Origin of the sequence: Pseudomonas sp. LFS074, from assembly GCF_047978165.1 — a bacterium.
GTDB lineage: Bacteria > Pseudomonadota > Gammaproteobacteria > Pseudomonadales > Pseudomonadaceae > Aquipseudomonas > Aquipseudomonas putida_P.
Genome location: NZ_JBFPFV010000001.1, coordinates 236907 through 254711 on the forward strand (window position 1 = coordinate 236907; position 17805 = coordinate 254711).

Annotated in this window: 14 protein-coding genes; 8 read left to right on the plus strand and 6 right to left on the minus strand. The window is 62.2% G+C overall.

From position 1 onward, the window contains the following. Nucleotides 1-43: 43 nt before the first annotated feature. Genes ACNQP3_RS01035 through ACNQP3_RS01055 form a run of 5 tightly spaced genes read left to right on the plus strand, consistent with a single transcriptional unit; the run spans nt 44 to nt 4095 of the window. Nucleotides 44-1009, plus strand: a complete 966-nt coding sequence (locus ACNQP3_RS01035; RefSeq protein ID WP_012270043.1) for a sulfonate ABC transporter substrate-binding protein — start codon at nt 44-46, stop codon at nt 1007-1009. Nucleotides 1010-1069: 60 nt separating this feature from the next. Beyond that, on the plus strand, nt 1070-2218 hold the full coding sequence (gene ssuD, locus ACNQP3_RS01040) for an FMNH2-dependent alkanesulfonate monooxygenase (protein ID WP_012270044.1): 1149 nt from the start codon (nt 1070-1072) through the stop codon (nt 2216-2218). A gap of 10 nt (nt 2219-2228) precedes the next feature. Next, the gene (ssuC, locus tag ACNQP3_RS01045) at nt 2229-3026 is read left to right on the plus strand and encodes an aliphatic sulfonate ABC transporter permease SsuC (protein WP_012270045.1); all 798 of its coding nucleotides are present in this window, start codon (nt 2229-2231) and stop codon (nt 3024-3026) included. Beyond that, nucleotides 3023-3835 carry an aliphatic sulfonates ABC transporter ATP-binding protein gene (gene ssuB / locus ACNQP3_RS01050; RefSeq protein WP_012270046.1) on the plus strand — a complete coding sequence of 271 codons (813 nt, stop codon included), beginning with the start codon at nt 3023-3025 and terminating at the stop codon, nt 3833-3835. Before ssuC ends, ssuB begins: the two co-directional genes overlap by 4 nt. Before the next feature lie 44 nt (nt 3836-3879). Continuing rightward, nucleotides 3880-4095: a TOBE domain-containing protein gene (locus tag ACNQP3_RS01055; RefSeq protein WP_008095172.1), complete on the plus strand. Its 216-nt coding sequence runs from the start codon at nt 3880-3882 to the stop codon at nt 4093-4095. A gap of 46 nt (nt 4096-4141) precedes the next feature. Here ACNQP3_RS01055 and ACNQP3_RS01060 read toward each other — a convergent pair whose 3' ends face one another. Beyond that, nucleotides 4142-7690: a hypothetical protein gene (locus ACNQP3_RS01060; RefSeq protein ID WP_416469507.1), complete on the minus strand. Its 3549-nt coding sequence runs from the start codon at nt 7688-7690 to the stop codon at nt 4142-4144. Here ACNQP3_RS01060 and ACNQP3_RS01065 point away from each other — a divergent pair. Beyond that, nucleotides 7689-8471: an autoinducer binding domain-containing protein gene (locus ACNQP3_RS01065; protein ID WP_416469508.1), complete on the plus strand. Its 783-nt coding sequence runs from the start codon at nt 7689-7691 to the stop codon at nt 8469-8471. The genes ACNQP3_RS01060 and ACNQP3_RS01065 overlap by 2 nt on opposite strands. Here the strand turns inward: ACNQP3_RS01065 and ACNQP3_RS01070 are convergent. The 5 genes from ACNQP3_RS01070 to ACNQP3_RS01090 all read right to left on the minus strand — a co-directional run bounded on the left by ACNQP3_RS01070 (nt 8462) and on the right by ACNQP3_RS01090 (nt 15520). Then, nucleotides 8462-10360, minus strand: coding sequence for a dermonecrotic toxin domain-containing protein (locus ACNQP3_RS01070; RefSeq protein WP_416469509.1), 1899 nt, complete (start codon nt 10358-10360; stop codon nt 8462-8464). The two genes, ACNQP3_RS01065 and ACNQP3_RS01070, sit on opposite strands and share 10 nt — an antisense overlap. A gap of 86 nt (nt 10361-10446) precedes the next feature. After that, the gene (locus ACNQP3_RS01075; protein ID WP_060493644.1) at nt 10447-11082 is read right to left on the minus strand and encodes a TetR/AcrR family transcriptional regulator; all 636 of its coding nucleotides are present in this window, start codon (nt 11080-11082) and stop codon (nt 10447-10449) included. Then, nucleotides 11082-12659: a glutamate--cysteine ligase gene (gene gshA, locus ACNQP3_RS01080; protein WP_171577235.1), complete on the minus strand. Its 1578-nt coding sequence runs from the start codon at nt 12657-12659 to the stop codon at nt 11082-11084. The genes ACNQP3_RS01075 and gshA overlap by 1 nt, the downstream gene beginning before the upstream one ends. Nucleotides 12660-12812: 153 nt before the next feature. Beyond that, nucleotides 12813-13196, minus strand: a complete 384-nt coding sequence (locus ACNQP3_RS01085; RefSeq protein ID WP_012270050.1) for a PaaI family thioesterase — start codon at nt 13194-13196, stop codon at nt 12813-12815. Then, complete coding sequence (locus ACNQP3_RS01090; protein ID WP_264316716.1) at nt 13196-15520, minus strand: Tex family protein; 2325 nt, start codon at nt 15518-15520, stop codon at nt 13196-13198. Before ACNQP3_RS01090 ends, ACNQP3_RS01085 begins: the two co-directional genes overlap by 1 nt. Before the next feature lie 217 nt (nt 15521-15737). Between ACNQP3_RS01090 and ompR the strand changes: the two genes are divergently transcribed. Together ompR and ACNQP3_RS01100 are read left to right on the plus strand one after the other, a co-directional pair. Next, nucleotides 15738-16478 (plus strand): two-component system response regulator OmpR, encoded by a 741-nt coding sequence (ompR, locus tag ACNQP3_RS01095; RefSeq protein WP_012270052.1) that lies wholly within the window; start codon nt 15738-15740, stop codon nt 16476-16478. 13 nt (nt 16479-16491) lie between these two features. Further along, nucleotides 16492-17805, plus strand: coding sequence for an ATP-binding protein (locus ACNQP3_RS01100; protein WP_012270053.1), 1314 nt, complete (start codon nt 16492-16494; stop codon nt 17803-17805).

Genomic DNA, 17805 nt, shown 5'->3' on the forward strand with positions numbered 1-17805 from the left:
GCAAGCAGGTGCAACCCGAACCTCATTCGCACAGGAGAGCGCCATGCGCACTGTCTTCTTGCGTCGCGGTCTGGTCGCCCTGTTTGCGGCGGCTGTGTCCTTCGGCGCCATTACTCAAGCCCAGGCCGAAAGCCTGCGTATCGGTTACCAGAAATACGGCACCTTGGTGCTGCTCAAGGCCAAGGGCACGCTGGAGAAGCGCCTGGCCGAGCAGGGCGTGCAGGTGCAGTGGACCGAATTCCCCGGTGGCCCGCAGCTCCTCGAAGGGCTCAACGTCGGGTCCATCGATTTCGGCGTAACAGGCGAAACCCCGCCCGTGTTCGCCCAAGCCGCTGGTGCCGATCTGCTCTACGTGGCCTACGAGCCGCCTGCGCCGCACAGCGAGGCGATTCTGGTGCCGAAGGGCTCGCCGATCCAGTCGGTGAAGGACCTCAAGGGCAAAAAAGTCGTTCTCAACAAAGGCTCCAACGTGCACTACCTGTTGGTGCGCGCCCTGGAAGACGCCGGCCTCAAATACAGCGATATCCAGCCGGTCTACCTGCCCCCGGCCGATGCCCGCGCGGCGTTCGAGCGTGGCAGCGTCGATGCCTGGGTGATTTGGGACCCTTACCAGGCCGCCGCCGAACAACAGCTGCAAGCGCGCACCCTGCGTGACGGCAAGGGCCTGGTCGACAACCATCAGTTCTACCTGGCCACCCGCAACTACGCGACCCAGCACCCGGCAGTGATCAACACGGTGATCGAGGAAGTGCGCGCCGTGGGCGAGTGGTCCCAGGCCAACCCGCAGGAAGTGACCGACCAGGTCGCACCGCTGCTCGGCCTGCCCGCCGACATCACCCTGACCTCGGTCAAGCGTCAAGGCTATGGTGCCGCGCCACTGACGCCAGAGGTAGTGGCTGCGCAACAGAAGATCGCCGACACCTTCCAGGCGCTCAAGCTGATACCCAAGCCGCTGAGCATCAAGGACGTGATCTGGACACCCCCGGCCAAGGTCGCTAGCGCGCCTTGATTGTTTCGCCTGTGCCGGGGCGACGCTCCGGCTTGAGCCACCCTTGAGGAGACAACTCCAATGAGCCTTAACATTTTCTGGTTCCTCCCAACCCACGGTGACGGCAAGTACCTGGGCACTTCCGACGGCGCTCGTGCGGTCGATCACGGTTACCTGCAGCAGATTGCGCAGGCCGCCGACCGCTTGGGCTTTGGTGGGGTGCTGATCCCTACCGGCCGTTCCTGCGAGGACTCCTGGCTGGTGGCAGCGTCGCTGATCCCGGTGACCCAGCGACTGAAGTTTCTCGTGGCCCTGCGCCCGGGCATCATTTCGCCGACCGTAGCGGCCCGCCAGGCGGCAACCCTGGATCGCCTGTCCAATGGCCGTGCGCTGTTCAACCTGGTAACCGGTGGCGACCCTGACGAGTTGGCCGGTGACGGCCTGCATCTGAACCACCAGGAGCGCTACGAAGCCTCGGTCGAGTTCACCCGTATCTGGCGCAAGGTGCTGGAAGGCGAAAACGTCGATTACGACGGTAAACACATCCAGGTAAAGGGCGCCAAGCTGCTCTACCCACCGATTCAGCAACCACGTCCGCCACTGTATTTCGGCGGTTCGTCCGAGGCCGCACAGGACCTGGCCGCCGAACAGGTCGAGCTGTACCTGACCTGGGGCGAGCCACCGAGCGCCGTTGCTGAAAAAATCGCCCAAGTGCGTGAAAAAGCTGCTGCCCAAGGCCGCGAAGTGCGCTTCGGTATCCGCCTGCATGTGATCGTGCGGGAAACCAACGAAGAAGCCTGGGCTGCCGCCGACCGCCTGATCTCGCACCTGGACGATGACACCATCAGCCGCGCCCAGGCCTCGCTGGCGCGCTTCGACTCGGTGGGCCAGCAGCGCATGGCTGCCCTGCACGGCGGCAACCGCGACAACCTGGAAGTCAGCCCCAACCTGTGGGCGGGTGTCGGGCTGGTACGTGGTGGGGCGGGAACCGCGCTGGTAGGCGATGGCCCGACTGTGGCGGCGCGGGTCAAGGAATATGCCGAGCTGGGTATCGATACCTTCATCTTCTCCGGTTATCCACATCTGGAAGAGTCGTACCGCGTGGCCGAACTGCTGTTCCCGCACCTGGATGTGCAGCGCCCGGAGCAACCAAAGACCGGTGGTTACGTGAGCCCGTTCGGCGAGATGGTGGCCAACGACATCCTGCCCAAGTCCGTATCGCAGAGCTGAGGGCTGGGCCATGAGTCGTGCAACTTCCTCCAACCTGGCCCAGCGCCTGGCGCCCTGGGCGTTGCCGGTGCTGCTGTTGGCAGCCTGGCAGCTGGCGGTCAGTGCTGGCTGGCTGTCGACGCGCATTCTGCCGGCGCCCAGCGCAGTGGTCAGCGCCGGTGTCGAGCTGGTGCGCAGCGGCGAAATCTGGACCCACCTGGCCATCAGTGGCTGGCGTGCCGGGCTGGGCTTCGTCATCGGCGGCAGCATCGGCCTGGTGCTGGGCTTCATCACCGGCCTGTCGAACTGGGGCGAACGCCTGCTCGACAGCTCGGTGCAGATGATCCGCAACGTGCCGCACTTGGCGCTGATCCCACTGGTGATCCTGTGGTTCGGTATCGACGAGTCGGCAAAGATCTTCCTGGTCGCGTTAGGCACGTTGTTCCCGATCTACCTGAACACCTACCACGGCATCCGCAACGTCGACCCGGCGCTGGTGGAAATGGCACGCAGCTACGGCTTGTCCGGCTTCGGCCTGTTCCGCCAGGTGATCCTGCCGGGGGCGCTGCCTTCGATCCTGGTGGGCGTGCGCTTCGCTCTGGGCTTCATGTGGCTGACGTTGATCGTTGCCGAAACCATCTCGGCCAACGCCGGTATCGGTTACCTGGCAATGAACGCCCGTGAGTTCCTGCAGACCGACGTGGTGGTGCTGGCCATCGTTCTGTATGCCGTGCTCGGCAAGCTCGCCGACCTCGCCGCTCGTGGCCTGGAACGCGTGTGGCTGCGTTGGCACCCAGCCTACCAAGTGGCCAAGAAGGAGGGCGCATGACCGTGCTCAAGGAACAGCCGCCACGCCTGTTGCGTGGCATCCCGCTGGCCTCCAATGGCCTGCGCAAAACCTTTGGCCAGCGCGAAGTGTTGAAGGGCATCGACCTGCACATTCCGGCCGGCCAGTTCGTGGCCATCGTCGGCCGCAGCGGCTGCGGCAAGAGCACCTTGCTGCGGCTGTTGGCCGGGCTCGACCAGCCCACAGCCGGCCAGTTGCTGGCCGGCGCTGCGCCGCTGGAAGAGGCTCGCGAAGAGACTCGCCTGATGTTCCAGGACGCACGCCTGCTGCCATGGAAGAAGGTAATCGACAACGTTGGCCTTGGCCTGTCTGGCGATTGGCGCCCGCGTGCGCTGGATGCATTGGAGGCGGTAGGCCTGGCCGACCGCGCCAATGAATGGCCGGCAGCCCTCTCGGGTGGCCAGAAGCAGCGCGTGGCGTTGGCCCGCGCCTTGATTCACCAGCCGCGCCTGCTGTTGCTGGATGAGCCGCTCGGCGCGCTGGATGCATTGACCCGTATCGAGATGCAGCAATTGATCGAACGCCTGTGGCGTCAGCATGGCTTCACCGTGCTGCTGGTCACCCACGACGTCAGTGAGGCGGTTGCCGTGGCTGACCGGGTGATCCTGATCGAGGACGGCGAAGTCGGGCTCGACCTCACCGTCGACCTGGCGCGGCCTCGGGCGCGTGGTTCACACCGCCTGGCGGCGCTGGAAAGCGAAGTGCTCAACCGTGTTCTGTCGGCCCCGGGCACTGCGCCCGAGCCGGATCCTGTAGCCCCTCTGCCCACGCAGTTGCGTTGGGCGCACTGAATGACCCACTTACCAGACTGAAGCCATAGAGAAGGAATAACATCATGACCATCAAAGCCATCAACGTCCGCAACCAGTTCAAAGGCACCGTGAAAGAAATCCTCGAAGGGCCAGTATTGTCGGAAATCGACGTGCAGACGGCCTCGGGTATCGTTACTTCGGTCATCACCACCCGCTCTGTAAAGGAGCTGGAGCTGCAGGTTGGCAGCGAAGTGATTGCCTTTGTGAAGTCGACTGAAGTGTCCATTGCCAAGTTGTAAGCATTCACCCCCAGGGCTGTTTTGCAGCTCTGGGGGTGATGTGTTGTCAGCTGGCCGGCCGCAGGTTGCCGAATAGCCTGTTGGCTTGTGCCTCGCTCATGCTGCCACGCCACGCGCCTTCCCCGATGTCGCGTTCACTGGCCAGTTTCAGGTGACCTGCTTCAAGCCGAGTGAAGCCTTGTGCCGGTTGCTGGCGGAAGTGAAAGTGCGCGTACCACAATGGCTGCTGGGTACCCAGGTCATTGATGCGGTACTCCTCCAGGTATTCGACAGGGTTGCCCTTGCGGTCCGTCTTCGGCTTCAGTGTGCGTGACCAAACGATTTCCACTTCATTCTGTTCAAGCAGGTCTTCCAGATAGCCCACGGTGGGTTTGCCGGTTGCTTTGGTCTGGGCCGTTCGTAGCTGGCGACCAAATGCTTGTACCTGCTGGGCGGTCGTTTCCAGCCTATGCGTCAGCGCGGTTTGCTCTGGGTTGAGCGTGCCACCTGCTTTCTGCCGAATCCTGTCGGCGATGAAACGCAGTTGCTGTGCATGGCCTTGAGCGATGTCCTCCAGGTCGACGGGCACTGCTTGAGGTGTCTGGTACTGGCGCAACCGGGTTTGTTGCCTCGGGATATCGTCCAGCCGGGCAGTAGCGGTTTCCACAAGGCTCGACATCGTCTCGGTGGGGGCCGCACGCTCGGGCGTGGATAACCGCCATTCTCCCGCCTCGTTCCTGGCATAAACCGTATGAGGTTGATCCGAGTTGGGGTGGTTGATGCGCATGCGTGTCTGCCCCCGTTCGACGTACTCGTTGCCGATAAGCGGCCCCTCGGCGGTTTCGAACAGGCGTGGACGGCTTGGACCGCTAGCGGGCTGTACCGCAGGGCGCTGCCGGTTTGCAGTGACGCTATTGAGACTATCCTCAATATCGCTGACAAGCTGGCGCATCAACTGGCGCAACGAGCGTGTTTCGTTGGTCGACAGCAAGTCCTGGAACGTGTCTTGCCATGCGGTTACATGGCCAATAAAGCGCGTATAGCGGTCTTGCACGCTGGCCAGGAAGGTGCGCTCCTGAGCTCGGCTAAGGCCGGCCTTTTGTAGTTGAAGATGGCTGAAAAGCGTGCTGCGCAAGGCTGCCCCCTGTTCGTTGAAGTGCGCCATGAATGCCGCCATTTGTGGGTGTTCAACGGCGTTTGCGGTGAACAGTGTCGACGACAGGATGGACGCTCGAACGAGCCGGGTATTGGCTGCATCGAGGGTCAGGCCCGTGCCTGTGACTTTTGCCAGGTAATCGGTCAGTGCTTTGCCCTGCAATTGGTTGCACCTGGCATGATGACGAATGGCCAGGCGCTCCACCTCCTGCAGCGTTTCGATCATTTCCTGGTTCGCCCGCAGCGAGTCCTGCGTGACGCGCCTCACCACATGGGTGGGTACCGAGGGCAGTGGCAGGGCCTGGATGGCACTGGTTGCACGCATTGACTGTTGCGTGGCCAAGGTGAAGCGGTCGGCCACCAGATGCATATCGAGTACGCTCATCTCACTGATGTTGGCCTCGCACAGTGAGGTGAACCGGGTGTAGTCCGATCTGCTCAGCGTCGAGCGCTGCTCCTTGAGGCGAGCGAGGCTGCGCGCATTGAACTCGATGTTCTGCATCAACTCATCGCTCAGCTGCTGGCGTGCATTGGCGATTACTGCCTGCTGAGCGTCGCTCAGTGCCCCCCCTTCGGCCACTACTCGCTTGGCCGAGTGGTAGGCCTCTTGTTTTGCGCGCATGCGTATCACGATGCGTTTCAGTTCGTCGTTGATGTCGTGTGCCAGCGCCATGCCGGTCAACTGCTGGGGTTGGCGGCGAAGCAGCACACGCCAGTAGGCAACACCATTCTCGTAAAGGGTGGTAAGTACGCCGCCGCCGCCCGCTAGGCCATTGTCGACCAGCAAGCCGCTCAGCCTGCCTGGTGTCCCCCAAACGCCCTGCTCACTCAGGCGCACGGGTTGCCGATAGGTACGAAGACCCTGTGGCTTGAGCCTCCAGGTGAAGTAAGCGGGGTCCCAGGTCACTGCATACCAGGCGTTGTTGCGGGAAATATAGCGTTGTCCTGTGGCCACATGCTCGAACACGCCAGCACCCTGCGGCAGTGTGGAACGCACCATTGGGCCAGCAGGCAATCCTGCTTCATAACCGGTGAACGGGCTAGGAGGCGCCTTGCGAGTACTGGTAATTGGCCGCAGCGGATCAAGGCGCTGGCGTCGCTGGGTAAGCAGACGCGCTGCAGTTGCAGGGTTGCGTTGGCTGGCTGCCAACGGCGCGAGCGTGAGGATGGCGTCGGTCAGCGATTGCAGCAGGCTGACCAGGTGTTGGATGCCTGTCTCCAGGTTGCCCTTGGCAAAAGCCGTGATCGCAGCATTCGCCGTGTGCCAGCCATCGTACAGCGCCAAGGCCGTGCCTGCGCCGGGCAACAGGCCAAGCACGAGCCTCAGCCCCAGGAAGAAGTAACGATCGAAAACGTCGGGCGCTGCAAGCACCATGTCGGCCTGGCTGCGCGACGTCGCGCGGTGGCTGCGGATGAGGTCGCCCATGTCCTGACGGCACTCATGCGTGGGCAAGGTTTCCGAGCGCGACGCGCCCATCTCTATGAACACCCGGAAGCCCTGTTGCAGCGCAGTGTTGATGTAACTTTCATGATGGTCTGGGTTGCCGGACTGGGCCTGGGTTGCGAGGTAGCGGGCCATCTTCGGGTCCAGCGCCATGCGCTGTAACGCCTCGCACGCTGCGCTGGTGCTGGCATGCTGGCTAACGACACTGCCATTGGGCGCGCCAGGCATGTACAACAGCACTGGGCCATTGGCGTCTGTTATGACATGTATGGCCGACAACCCCACACTGTCGCTGGAGCCGTCTGCTGCGGTTCCTGGCCTAAGCACCAGGGACAGGTATTGAACCGTTCTGGCAGAAACAGCATTGACCTGTTCGCGGCAGAAGGTTTCCAGCAGTCGCTGCCCATCAGCATCGAGGCTGGCCGGTTTGCACAGTGCCAACAAGCGCAGCCGATACGCGTAGGGAGCACGAAGCGTTTCGTGGCGCCACTCAACTTGCCAAGGGGTTTCTTGCTCGAAGCCCAGGTATGCATTGACGATGCGGTTTTCATAGCTGCCGGCGGCGTCTAGCCGGGTGATCAGCTCGGCAATGTAAGCGGGCGTGAGTGCTTGCTGCAGCGTCGGGTGGGTGGCCGGATCGAGCGTGATGATTGCATTATCCAGCAAGAGCCGTCGCTCATCGTCAAGCGCCACGAGGATGAAAGATTCAAGGCTGACATCACTGCGCGCCTCGCTGAACACTGGTACGTCGCGTGAACCTGCGCCGCCCGCTGCGGATTGGCCGGTCACTTCCTTTTTTACCGTGACACTGTTGGCAATGTTCAGGGTTATGTTCGGCATGGTCTGGAGGCCGAACTCATTGCACACGTGGTGTTCCAGCATGTGCCATGTGAACTGCTGGCGCGATGGCAGGCTTACTTTCAGCAGTTCACCCGCGGCGCGGACGGCGTCTTGGTATGCGCTCACCTGGGCAATCAATTCGGTGAGCTCATCGGCACCAAGGTGCTGCAGTGGCATGAGAAGTGTCTGGACACGGCTGCTGCGGTTCAGCTCAGCGAACCGCTCCAAGGCGATGGAATTAGGGCAGCAGTTGGGATGGGATGCGTACTTTTATAGTATCTTTGCGCGAACCATGGATATGCAGGAGTTTACGGCTGTCGCGTTGAGGGCCTTGCGCGAACTACGGTTTGATTTTTTTGCCTACGGCATGTGCAGCGTGACTCCGTTCATGCGGCCCAGGACTTATATGTATGGCAATTATCCCGAGGACTGGGTGCAGCGATATCAGGCGGCTAACTACGCGGTGATCGATCCCACGGTGAAACACAGCAAAGTATCGTCGTCCCCCATTTTGTGGAGCAATGAGTTGTTCCGTGGGTGCCCGGATCTGTGGTCCGAAGCCAACGACTCGAATTTACGCCACGGCCTGGCACAGCCCTCGTTCAACACCCAGGGGAGGGTTGGGGTGTTAAGCCTGGCGCGCAAGGATAATCCCATCAGTCTTCAGGAATTTGAGGCGTTGAAGGTGGTGACCAAGGCGTTTGCCGCAGCGGTCCACGAGAAGATTTCCGAGCTGGAGAGCGACGTGCGTGTGTTCAATACGGATGTGGAGTTCAGCGGTAGGGAATGTGATGTGCTGCGCTGGACGGCCGACGGCAAGACCTCGGAGGAAATCGGCGTGATCATGGGGGTGTGCACCGATACGGTGAATTACCACCACCGCAACATCCAACGCAAAATCGGCGCCAGTAACCGCGTGCAGGCAGTCTCTTACGCCGTCGCGATGGGCTATATCTGAATGGCCCTGGCCTGGTTCTCACTCATGCACAGCCGCTGCCGGGCTTGCTCTCGTGATGTGTTCGCGGGTAGTGACTCGACGATGGTTTGCACGCAGTGCTGCATGAAGTGCGCGGGAATGGGCGTTTGATCGAGTGTGACTGCGGGCGCATTGGAGAGTGCCTCTAGCAGTTGCACCGCATCCGCTGCGTGCACCGAGTCCAGTATCGCGTCTGGCCAGGCGCCGCACAGCGTTGCCAGCAGGTGTCTGGTGAGCGTGGCTTCATCCTCGAAAGCCATCAGGCCACCCTGTTGACCGGGGCGGTATAGCAGCAGTGAATAGTCCAAGGTGTCGTCAGTGTCCCCGACGGCTGCGCGGAATGTCATGTAGCCAGATAGCGCCCAGCTACGATCACCGGTGCCCAGCATGAGGGTGCTGGCTTGCACAGGGCGCTGGAGGCTTGGCCTGGGTCTGTCAACGAGCGCTTCCACCCAGCCCAGGTGGGTGGCTGAAAGCTCACCCATGGCGTGCTGCAAGCGTGCCTCCAGCAGCAAGCCCTGAGATAGTTCATGGCTGATTCGCGCTATGCGAGTCTGTTCCTCATGAGGCGCTTGCCAGTCATCGGCAGCGACTTGGTCGGGAAGCTCCAGCAGGAAGAGGTTCAGCGAATCCTGAAGCTTAACCAGCTGCTCCAGTTGCTCTCGCAGCCAGGTAACTTCCACCGAGGAGGGCTCTGTATCGTCTCCCAGATACTGCTCTAGCAGTGCTTCCTGGCGCTCGATGCGCTGCCGCCGCCAGCTTGTCGGCAGGTACTGCTCAAGGCTGTCAAAATGCAGCTCTTCGTTCGCCAGTGCGGCATCGGCAGCGATCAGGTCGTCAATGGTGTTGTCGGTCGTGGCGTCGAGGGAATCTGAAATGATCGAACCTCGCTGTGCTTCCCAATCCTGCAGGTCACTCCAATCCAGGGGCTGAGTTGCAGGCTCTTTGCTGGCCTTGAATAAAAAATGGTCGGAAATTGCCTGGATGCGCAGCAGGTGCTCATCCAATAACACGCTGAAGCCATCGTTCGCGATCGGTGAGACGATGACGTTTTCGTTCGAGCCCGTGGTGATCGAATACCTCGGATCTGACCAGAACCAGAAATGGTTCTGATGCACCCAGTTGCGCAGGCTTTGCTGATTGTCGAACGTCAGTAGCGGGGTTTGCGCGCCCGGCCTGTACATCAGCCAGCGTGAACCTTTCGGCTGAGGTGCAATCAGCAATGCCGCCGTGCTGGTAAGGCTCGCGCCATTAGGAAGCTGGCAGTCCAGTTGAGCATATTGCAGGTCAGGCTGATGGCCTTGTTGCCAGTTATCGATGTCCAGTTTGCCGGTGCCAAACGCTATATCCAGGTTGCTCTTAAAGTGTTGGCGCAGCAGGTTGCTTGCATGTTTTTGGCGCGAGAGGGTTGTACCCGGCATCCGGCCGTTCCAGTAGTCATGGGTGGCTTGAAAGTGGGCTGCATTCACTACAGGGCCGAGTTCGCTGAGCCAGTCACTGCCAGCCCATTTCGTTTGCGCCTGTGAGTCGTCCAACCCCCATGTGGTCCACGTCGTATAGGCGGTGGCGAATAGTGGGCTGGCCAGCAGGCGTGCGGCAAAAGTCATCAGGGTGACCTGGCTGTCGCCGTCTTGCAGCCCGCAGGTGTAGGGGTCGATGCCGAGGTGAGCGTGTAGCGTGGCTTGCAGTATTTGTTTCACGGTGGGGGCACCGTTCAACAGGTTGCGTAATGCAGTGGCGGCACGACGCTGCGCGGGTCTGGCTGCCTCCAGCATGTTGCCTCTGCCGGCTAGCTGGCGGTCGAAGGTGTCTGTGTCTGTCAGGGGTAATGCTTTGACGTAATCGGTTTGCGAACTGCTGGCTGTGGGCATGAGCAATGGTCTCTTTGAGGGGGGCGCGCTAGCGCAAGCCTCATTGAAACGATCACTTGGTTTTGCTGGGTGGTAGATGTTTAGGGTCAGGCGCCATTGCGCTTGGGCAGGAAGGGGGGCAGGTAGAGTGACAGGTAGGCTTCGAACACGCGCATGCCTTCTTCCGCCATGCGCGGCGTGATCTGTTCGAACAGCTGCATTGAGCGAGCGTAGACACGGTCGCTCAGCTCCATGGCCAGCGCGAACACATCCACATCGCCCGGCATCGCCGGCAGCTGGAAATGCCGGTCGAACAGGCTGTGCATCAGTTCGCCCAGTTCCATATCGTGCTGGCGGTCAGCCTGCACCACTTCACTCAGCCCGTGCTGGGCGAGGATCAACTGGCGTGCAGCAGCATCTTCGTTGTAGATGGCGAGCATGCGTTGCTCGATCAGCCGCGACAGTTGGTGCCAGGTCGTGAAGGCAAGGCTGTCGATGGGGGCACTCAAGGCCTCGCGAAACGCACGGTGTACGTCGGCCGTCAGTGCTTCCAGCAACGCAGGTACGCTGGCGAAGAAGTGATACACCGACGACGGTGGAATCTGTGCCCGCTCGGCAACGCTGTAGATGGACAGTGCCGCTACCCCTTGTTCGGCCAGCAGCTCGCGCGCAGCCGCCAGGATCGCTTCGATCCTGGCTTGGCTGCTGGCGCGCGGTTTGCGTGGGGTGGCGGTGCGGTTCATCAGTTGCTGATTGCCAGGATGCTGGCCTGGTAAGCACCGACGAACAGGTCAAAGTCGCCGACTTCGTCTTGCTCCAGCTCTGATTGCCTGGCAAGCGACTCGCGGGCCAGCGTTTCGAATGCCTGCTGCTTTTCGCTGCTCAGCGGTTGCTCGCGGAATGTTTCGGCGTGGATACGGCTTTGGCGCAGCGAGAACTGGACGAAACTTTCGTCATGTTCGGTCATGCGTGCCAGCACCTGGGCCGATGGGGTCAGCGAGGTATCGTCGACCTTGGCCTGCTGGGCATCCAGGGCTTTGGCGTGGGCTTCGCCACCTTGGGCCTGGTCGAGCAGGTCGGCCAACTGGCGGATACGCTCGATCAGCTCGCTGGCCCAGTCTTTCAGGCCGATAGGCTGGCCATCGCGGTGCAGCTCGAGCCCCGGACGACGGCCTTCCTTGACCACGGTCAAGAAGTTGTCGGTGCACTGGCCGCACTCGCCGTTGTCCAGCTGCGGGCTTTCTTCCAGGGCGCAGAACAGCAGGAACGCATCGAGGAAGCGCGCTTCGGTCAGGTCGATGCCCACGGGCAGGAACGGGTTGATGTCCAGGCAACGCACCTCTACATACTGCACGCCCCGCGAGGTCAGGGCCTGGATCGGCCGTTCGCCGGTGTAGGTGACGCGCTTGGGGCGAATGTTCGAGTAGTACTCGTTTTCGATCTGCAGGATGTTGGTGTTCAGCTGCACCCATTCGCCGTCCACATGCGTGCCGACTTCAACGTAAGGCGGGTAGGGCGTGCCCACTGCTTTGCGCAGGCTGTCGGTGTAGCTGGCCAGGTTGTTGTAACACGGCGTAAGGCCGGCCTGGGCGTTGCTCTGGTAGCCCAGGTCGCTCATGCGCAGGCTGGTGGCGTAGGGCAGGAACAGGGTCTCGGCGTCCAGCTCTTCGAGCTGGTGCGGGCGGCCACGCAAAAAGCCTTTGTCCAGGGCCGGCGAGGCGCCGAACAGGTACATCAGCAGCCAGCTGTAGCGGCGGAAGTTGCGGATCAGCGCGATGTAGGCCGACGACTGGTAGTCGCGGTCGTCTTCAGTGCTGCCTTCGGCTTCGCGCAGCAGGGGCCAAAGCGCCTCGGGCAGCGAGAAGTTGTAATGGATACCGGCAATGCACTGCATGGTGCGGCCGTAGCGAAGGGCCAGGCCCTTGCGGTAGACGTGCTTGAGCTTGCCGATGTTCGAGGTGCCGTACTCGGCGATCGGGATGTCCTCCTCGGCCGGTAGCGTGCACGGCATCGACGGGCTCCACAGGTATTCGTCGCCCAGCTTGCTGTAGACGAAACGGTGGGTCTCTTCGAGGCTTTCGAGCACCTTGGCCGGGTCGGGCAGGGCTGGGGTGATGAACTCCAGCAGCGACTCGGAATAATCGGTGGTGATCTGCTCGTTGGTCAGCGCCGATCCCAGTGCGTCCGGATGCGGGGTCTGGGCCAGGCGACCTTCGTCGGTCACGCGCAGGCATTCGCGCTCAATGCCGTGCAGGCACTGCTTGAGCAGGGGGAGATTGGCGCCGAGCAGGCTCAGGCGGCGGTTGAGGAGGTCGCTCAAGATGTATTCCTTCACGCGTCAGTCGCCCCAATATGGGGGTAGAGATAACGGTCTACAAGGGTAGGAAGAAAGGAACTGGCGTTGTCGCCTGGTTTACGCGGATCCAGCAGTGCCAGCGCACTGCTGAAAATACCGCAGATACGGCTTGGTGAGCTAGAGAACCGCGAAGGTTCCTTGCGCTTTTGCCACCAGCTTGTCGCCCTGGACTACGTCAGCGTCGACCACCAGGGTGCGCCGCCCGGCGTGCAGTACACGGGCGGTACACAGCACTTCACCGTCGCTGACGGCGCGCATGTAGTTGATCTTGCACTCGATGGTGACGCTTTGCTGGTCAAAGCCATGGCTGGCCGAGCAGGCCAGGCCCATGGCGATGTCCACCAGGCTGAAGATGGCCCCGCCGTGCAGCTTCTGGCCACGGTTGCGCAAGTGCGGCTCGAGGGCCAGGGCCACCTCGGCAACACCGGTATCCAGGCGTTGCAGGCGGCAGCCCAGCAGTTGGCTGAAGGCGCTTTCGACGTATTCGCGCGGTACGTCCATCACTTCTTCTTCAACTGCTTGGCGTTGGCGAACAGGGAGGCCATGGCATTGTTGGCCGGTGCGGCAGTGGTGGTTTCACGCTGGCGCGGGGCCTGCTGCTGGCGGTTGCCGCCATTGCCACGATTGCCGCCACGGTTGCCTTCGACCTTTTCGCCGGGGGTGTCGCTCATGCGCATGGACAGGCCGACGCGCTTGCGCGGGATATCCACTTCCATGACTTTGACCTTGACCACATCGCCGGCCTTGACCGCTTCACGCGGGTCTTTGATGAACTTCTCCGACAGTGCCGAGATGTGTACCAGGCCGTCCTGGTGCACACCGATGTCGACGAAGGCGCCGAAGTTGGTGACGTTGGTCACCACGCCTTCCAGGATCATGCCGGGTACGAGGTCCTTGAGGTCTTCGACGCCGTCCTGGAAGGTGGCGGTCTTGAACTCGGGGCGTGGGTCGCGACCAGGCTTGTCCAGCTCTTGCAGGATGTCGGTGACGGTCGGCAGGCCGAAGGACTCGTCGGTGAACTTCTTCGGGTCCAAACGCTTGAGGAAGCTGCTGTCGCCAATCAGCGAGCGAATGTCGCGCTCGGTGTCGGCGGCGATGCGCTGCACCAGCGGGTAGGCCTCAGGGTGCACCGCAGAGGCGTCCAGCGGGTTGTCGCCGTTCATCACACGCAGGAAGCCGGCGGCTTGCTCGAAGGTTTTTTCACCCAGGCGGCTGACCTTTTTCAGCGCTGCACGGGTGGCGAAGGGGCCGTTGGCATCGCGGTGGGCAACGATGTTCTGTGCCAGCGTGGCGTTGAGGCCGGAGATACGGGTCAGCAGCGCCACCGAGGCGGTGTTCACGTCCACACCCACGGCGTTCACGCAGTCCTCGACCACGGCGTCCAGGCCACGCGCCAGTTTCAGCTGGGACACGTCGTGCTGGTACTGGCCGACACCGATGGATTTCGGGTCGATCTTCACCAGCTCGGCCAGCGGGTCCTGCAGGCGGCGAGCAATTGACACGGCACCACGGATCGACACGTCCAGGTCCGGGAACTCGCGGGCGGCCAGTTCCGAGGCCGAATACACCGACGCGCCGGCTTCGGAGACCATGATCTTGGTGATCTTCAGTGCTGGGTATTTTTTAACCAGCTCGGCCACCAGCTTGTCGCTTTCACGGCTGGCGGTGCCGTTGCCGATGGCGATCAGCTCCACCGAGTGCTTGGCGCACAGTGCAGCCATGATGGAAAGGGTGCGGTCCCAGTCGTTCTTCGGCGCGTGCGGGTAGACCGTGGTGTAGTCCAGCAGCTTGCCGGTGGCATCGACCACGGCGATCTTGCAGCCTGTGCGCAGGCCCGGGTCGAAGCCCAGGGTAGCACGTGGGCCAGCCGGGGCGGCCAGCAGCAGGTCGTGCAGGTTGTGGGCGAACACGTTGATCGCTTCGCCTTCGGCGTTGTCCCGCAGCTCGCCGAACAGGTCGGTTTCCAGGTGGGTATACAGCTTGACCTTCCAGGTCCAGCGCACCACTTCGCCCAGCCATTTGTCGGCCGGGCGGCCGCGGTTTTCGATGCCGACGTGGCTGCCGATCATCAGTTCGCATGGGTGCAGGGTACCGGGCAGCTCTTCGCCGACCTTGAGCGATGCGCTCAAAACACCTTCATTGCGCCCGCGGAAGATGGCCAGCGCACGGTGCGACGGCGCAGTGCGCAGTAGTTCGTCGTGGGCGAAGTAATCGCGGAACTTGGCGCCTTCTTCTTCCTTGCCGGCCACCAGGCGGGCGCTGAGCACGGCTTCCTGCTTGAGGAAACTGCGCAGCTTGTCGAGCAGGGCGGCGTCTTCGGCAAAGCGCTCCATCAGGATGTACTTGGCGCCTTCCAGTGCCGCCTTGACGTCGGCCACGCCCTTTTCGGCGTCGACGAAGCGTGCGGCTTCGCTTTCCGGTGCCAGGGTGGGGTCGTTGAACAGGCCGTCGGCCAGCTCGCCAAGGCCGGCTTCCAGGGCGATCTGGCCCTTGGTGCGACGCTTCTGCTTGTACGGCAGGTACAGGTCTTCGAGGCGCGTCTTGGTGTCGGCCAGCTTGATCTCGCGGGCCAGTTCCGGGGTCAGCTTGCCCTGCTCCTCGATGCTGGACAGGATGCTGGCGCGGCGCTCGTCGAGTTCGCGCAGGTAGCGCAGGCGTTCTTCCAGATGGCGCAACTGGGTATCGTCCAGGCTACCGGTCACTTCCTTGCGGTAACGGGCGATGAAGGGCACGGTCGAGCCTTCGTCCAACAGGCCCACGGCCGCCTCGACCTGCTGGGGGCGTACGCCCAGTTCCTCGGCGATACGGCTGTTGATGCTGTCCATGTAAACCACCTGACATTTGTGAATACGGGGGTCGCCTGTGGGCTTTTCGCCCGGCGGCGCTGGATGAAAGGCGCGCATTATACCCATCGCAAACGCCTTGCGGTGATGGCGCCCGGCCAGCCGGAACTGGCGCCGGGGGAAAAATCTGCTAACAATGCTCACGCAACGTGCAGCAATGGCTACGCCATAATGCGCGGCGAAATCAGAGGAGTTATTCATGACCGGCACGCCAAACACCGCTGAAGGTGACAAGATTCTCATCGTCGACGACGATCCGGGGCTGAGCAGCCTGCTGGAACGTTTCTTCACCAGCAAGGGCTACCGTGCCCGCGCGGTGCCCAACACCGAGCAGATGGACCGTCTGTTGCAGCGCGAAGTGTTCAACCTGGTGGTACTCGACCTGATGCTGCCAGGTGAGGATGGCCTGTCTGCGTGCAAGCGCCTGCGCCAGCAGAACAACCAGATCCCGATCATCATGCTGACCGCCAAGGGCGATGAGCTCAGCCGCATCAAAGGCCTGGAACTGGGTGCCGACGACTACCTGGGCAAACCCTTCAACCCGGACGAACTGATGGCGCGGGTCAAGGCTGTGCTGCGTCGCCAGGCGCCCAGCGTACCGGGTGCGCCGGGCAGCGAAGACGAGTCGGTCACCTTCGGCGACTACGAGCTTTCGCTGGCCACCCGCGAACTCAAGCGTGGCGACGAAGTGCACATGCTCACCACCGGTGAATTCGCCGTACTCAAGGCCCTGGTGATGCACGCCCGCGAGCCATTGACCCGCGACAAGCTGATGAACCTGGCCCGTGGCCGTGAGTGGGATGCACTGGAGCGCTCCATCGACGTGCAGATCTCGCGCCTGCGTCGCATGATCGAACCGGACCCGTCCAAGCCGCGTTACATCCAGACCGTATGGGGCGTGGGCTACGTGTTCGTACCGGACGGAAACGCCGGTAAATGATGCCGCGCCCTTCATGAAAACACCGGTCTGGTTTCCGCAAAGCTTCTTCGCCCGCACCCTGTGGCTGGTGTTGATCGTCGTCCTGTTCTCCAAGGCGCTGACCCTGGTCTACCTGCTGATGAACGAGGACGTGCTGGTCGACCGTCAGTACAGCCACGGGGTAGCGCTGACATTGCGCGCCTATTGGGCCGCCGACGAAGAAAACCGCGACAAGATCGCCGAGGCGGCAGGCCTTATCCGCGTGACCGGCTCGGGCGTGCCCGAAGGGGAGCAGCACTGGCCCTACAGCGAAATCTACCAACGGCAGATGCAGGCCGAACTGGGTGACGACACCGAAGTTCGGCTGCGCATTCACGCGCCGCCAGCGTTGTGGGTCAACGCGCCAAGCCTTGGGCCTGGTTGGCTGAAAGTGCCGCTGTACCCGCACCCGTTGCGTGGGCAGAAAATCTGGAACGTGCTGGGCTGGTTCCTGGCCATCGGCCTGTTGTCTACCGCTTCGGCGTGGATTTTCGTGCGCCAGCTGAACCAGCCGCTCAAGCGCCTGGTGTTTGCCGCTCGCCAGCTTGGCCAGGGGCGCAGTGTGCGCCTGCCGATCAGCGATACGCCCAGCGAGATGACCGAGGTGTACAAGGCCTTCAACCAGATGGCCGAGGATGTCGAGCAGGCCGGGCGCGAGCGCGAGCTGATGTTGGCTGGGGTTTCCCATGACCTGCGCACACCGCTGACACGTCTGCGGCTGTCGTTGTCACTGCTGAACAGCGACAGCGATTTGAGTGACGACATGGTCCGCGATATCGAGGACATGGACGCGATTCTCGATCAGTTCCTGGCGTTTATCCGCGATGGCCGTGACGAACCGGTGGAAGAGGTCGACCTGGCTGACCTGGTACGCGAGGTGGTGGCGCCGTACAACCAGCCACAAGAGCGCGTGCGCCTGTGCCTGGAGCCGATTCCACCGTTCCCGCTGCGCCGGGTTTCGCTCAAGCGCATGTTGGGCAACCTGATCGGCAACGCCTTGCACCATGCTGGCAAGGGGGTCGAGGTGGCGGCCTATGTGTCGGGTGACGAAAGTGCGCCGTACGTGGTGCTGAGCGTGCTGGACCGCGGCACCGGGATCGACGAGTCGGAGTTGGAAACCATCTTCAACCCGTTCATTCGTGGTGACCGGGCGCGGGGTGGCAAGGGCACAGGCCTGGGGCTGGCGATCGTCAAACGGATCGCGGCGCAGCATGGCGGGAATGTGGAATTGCGTAACCGGTCTGGTGGCGGGATCGAAGCGCGGGTCAGGCTGCCATTGGGGCTGCTGCTACCGCGTAATGCCGTGTGA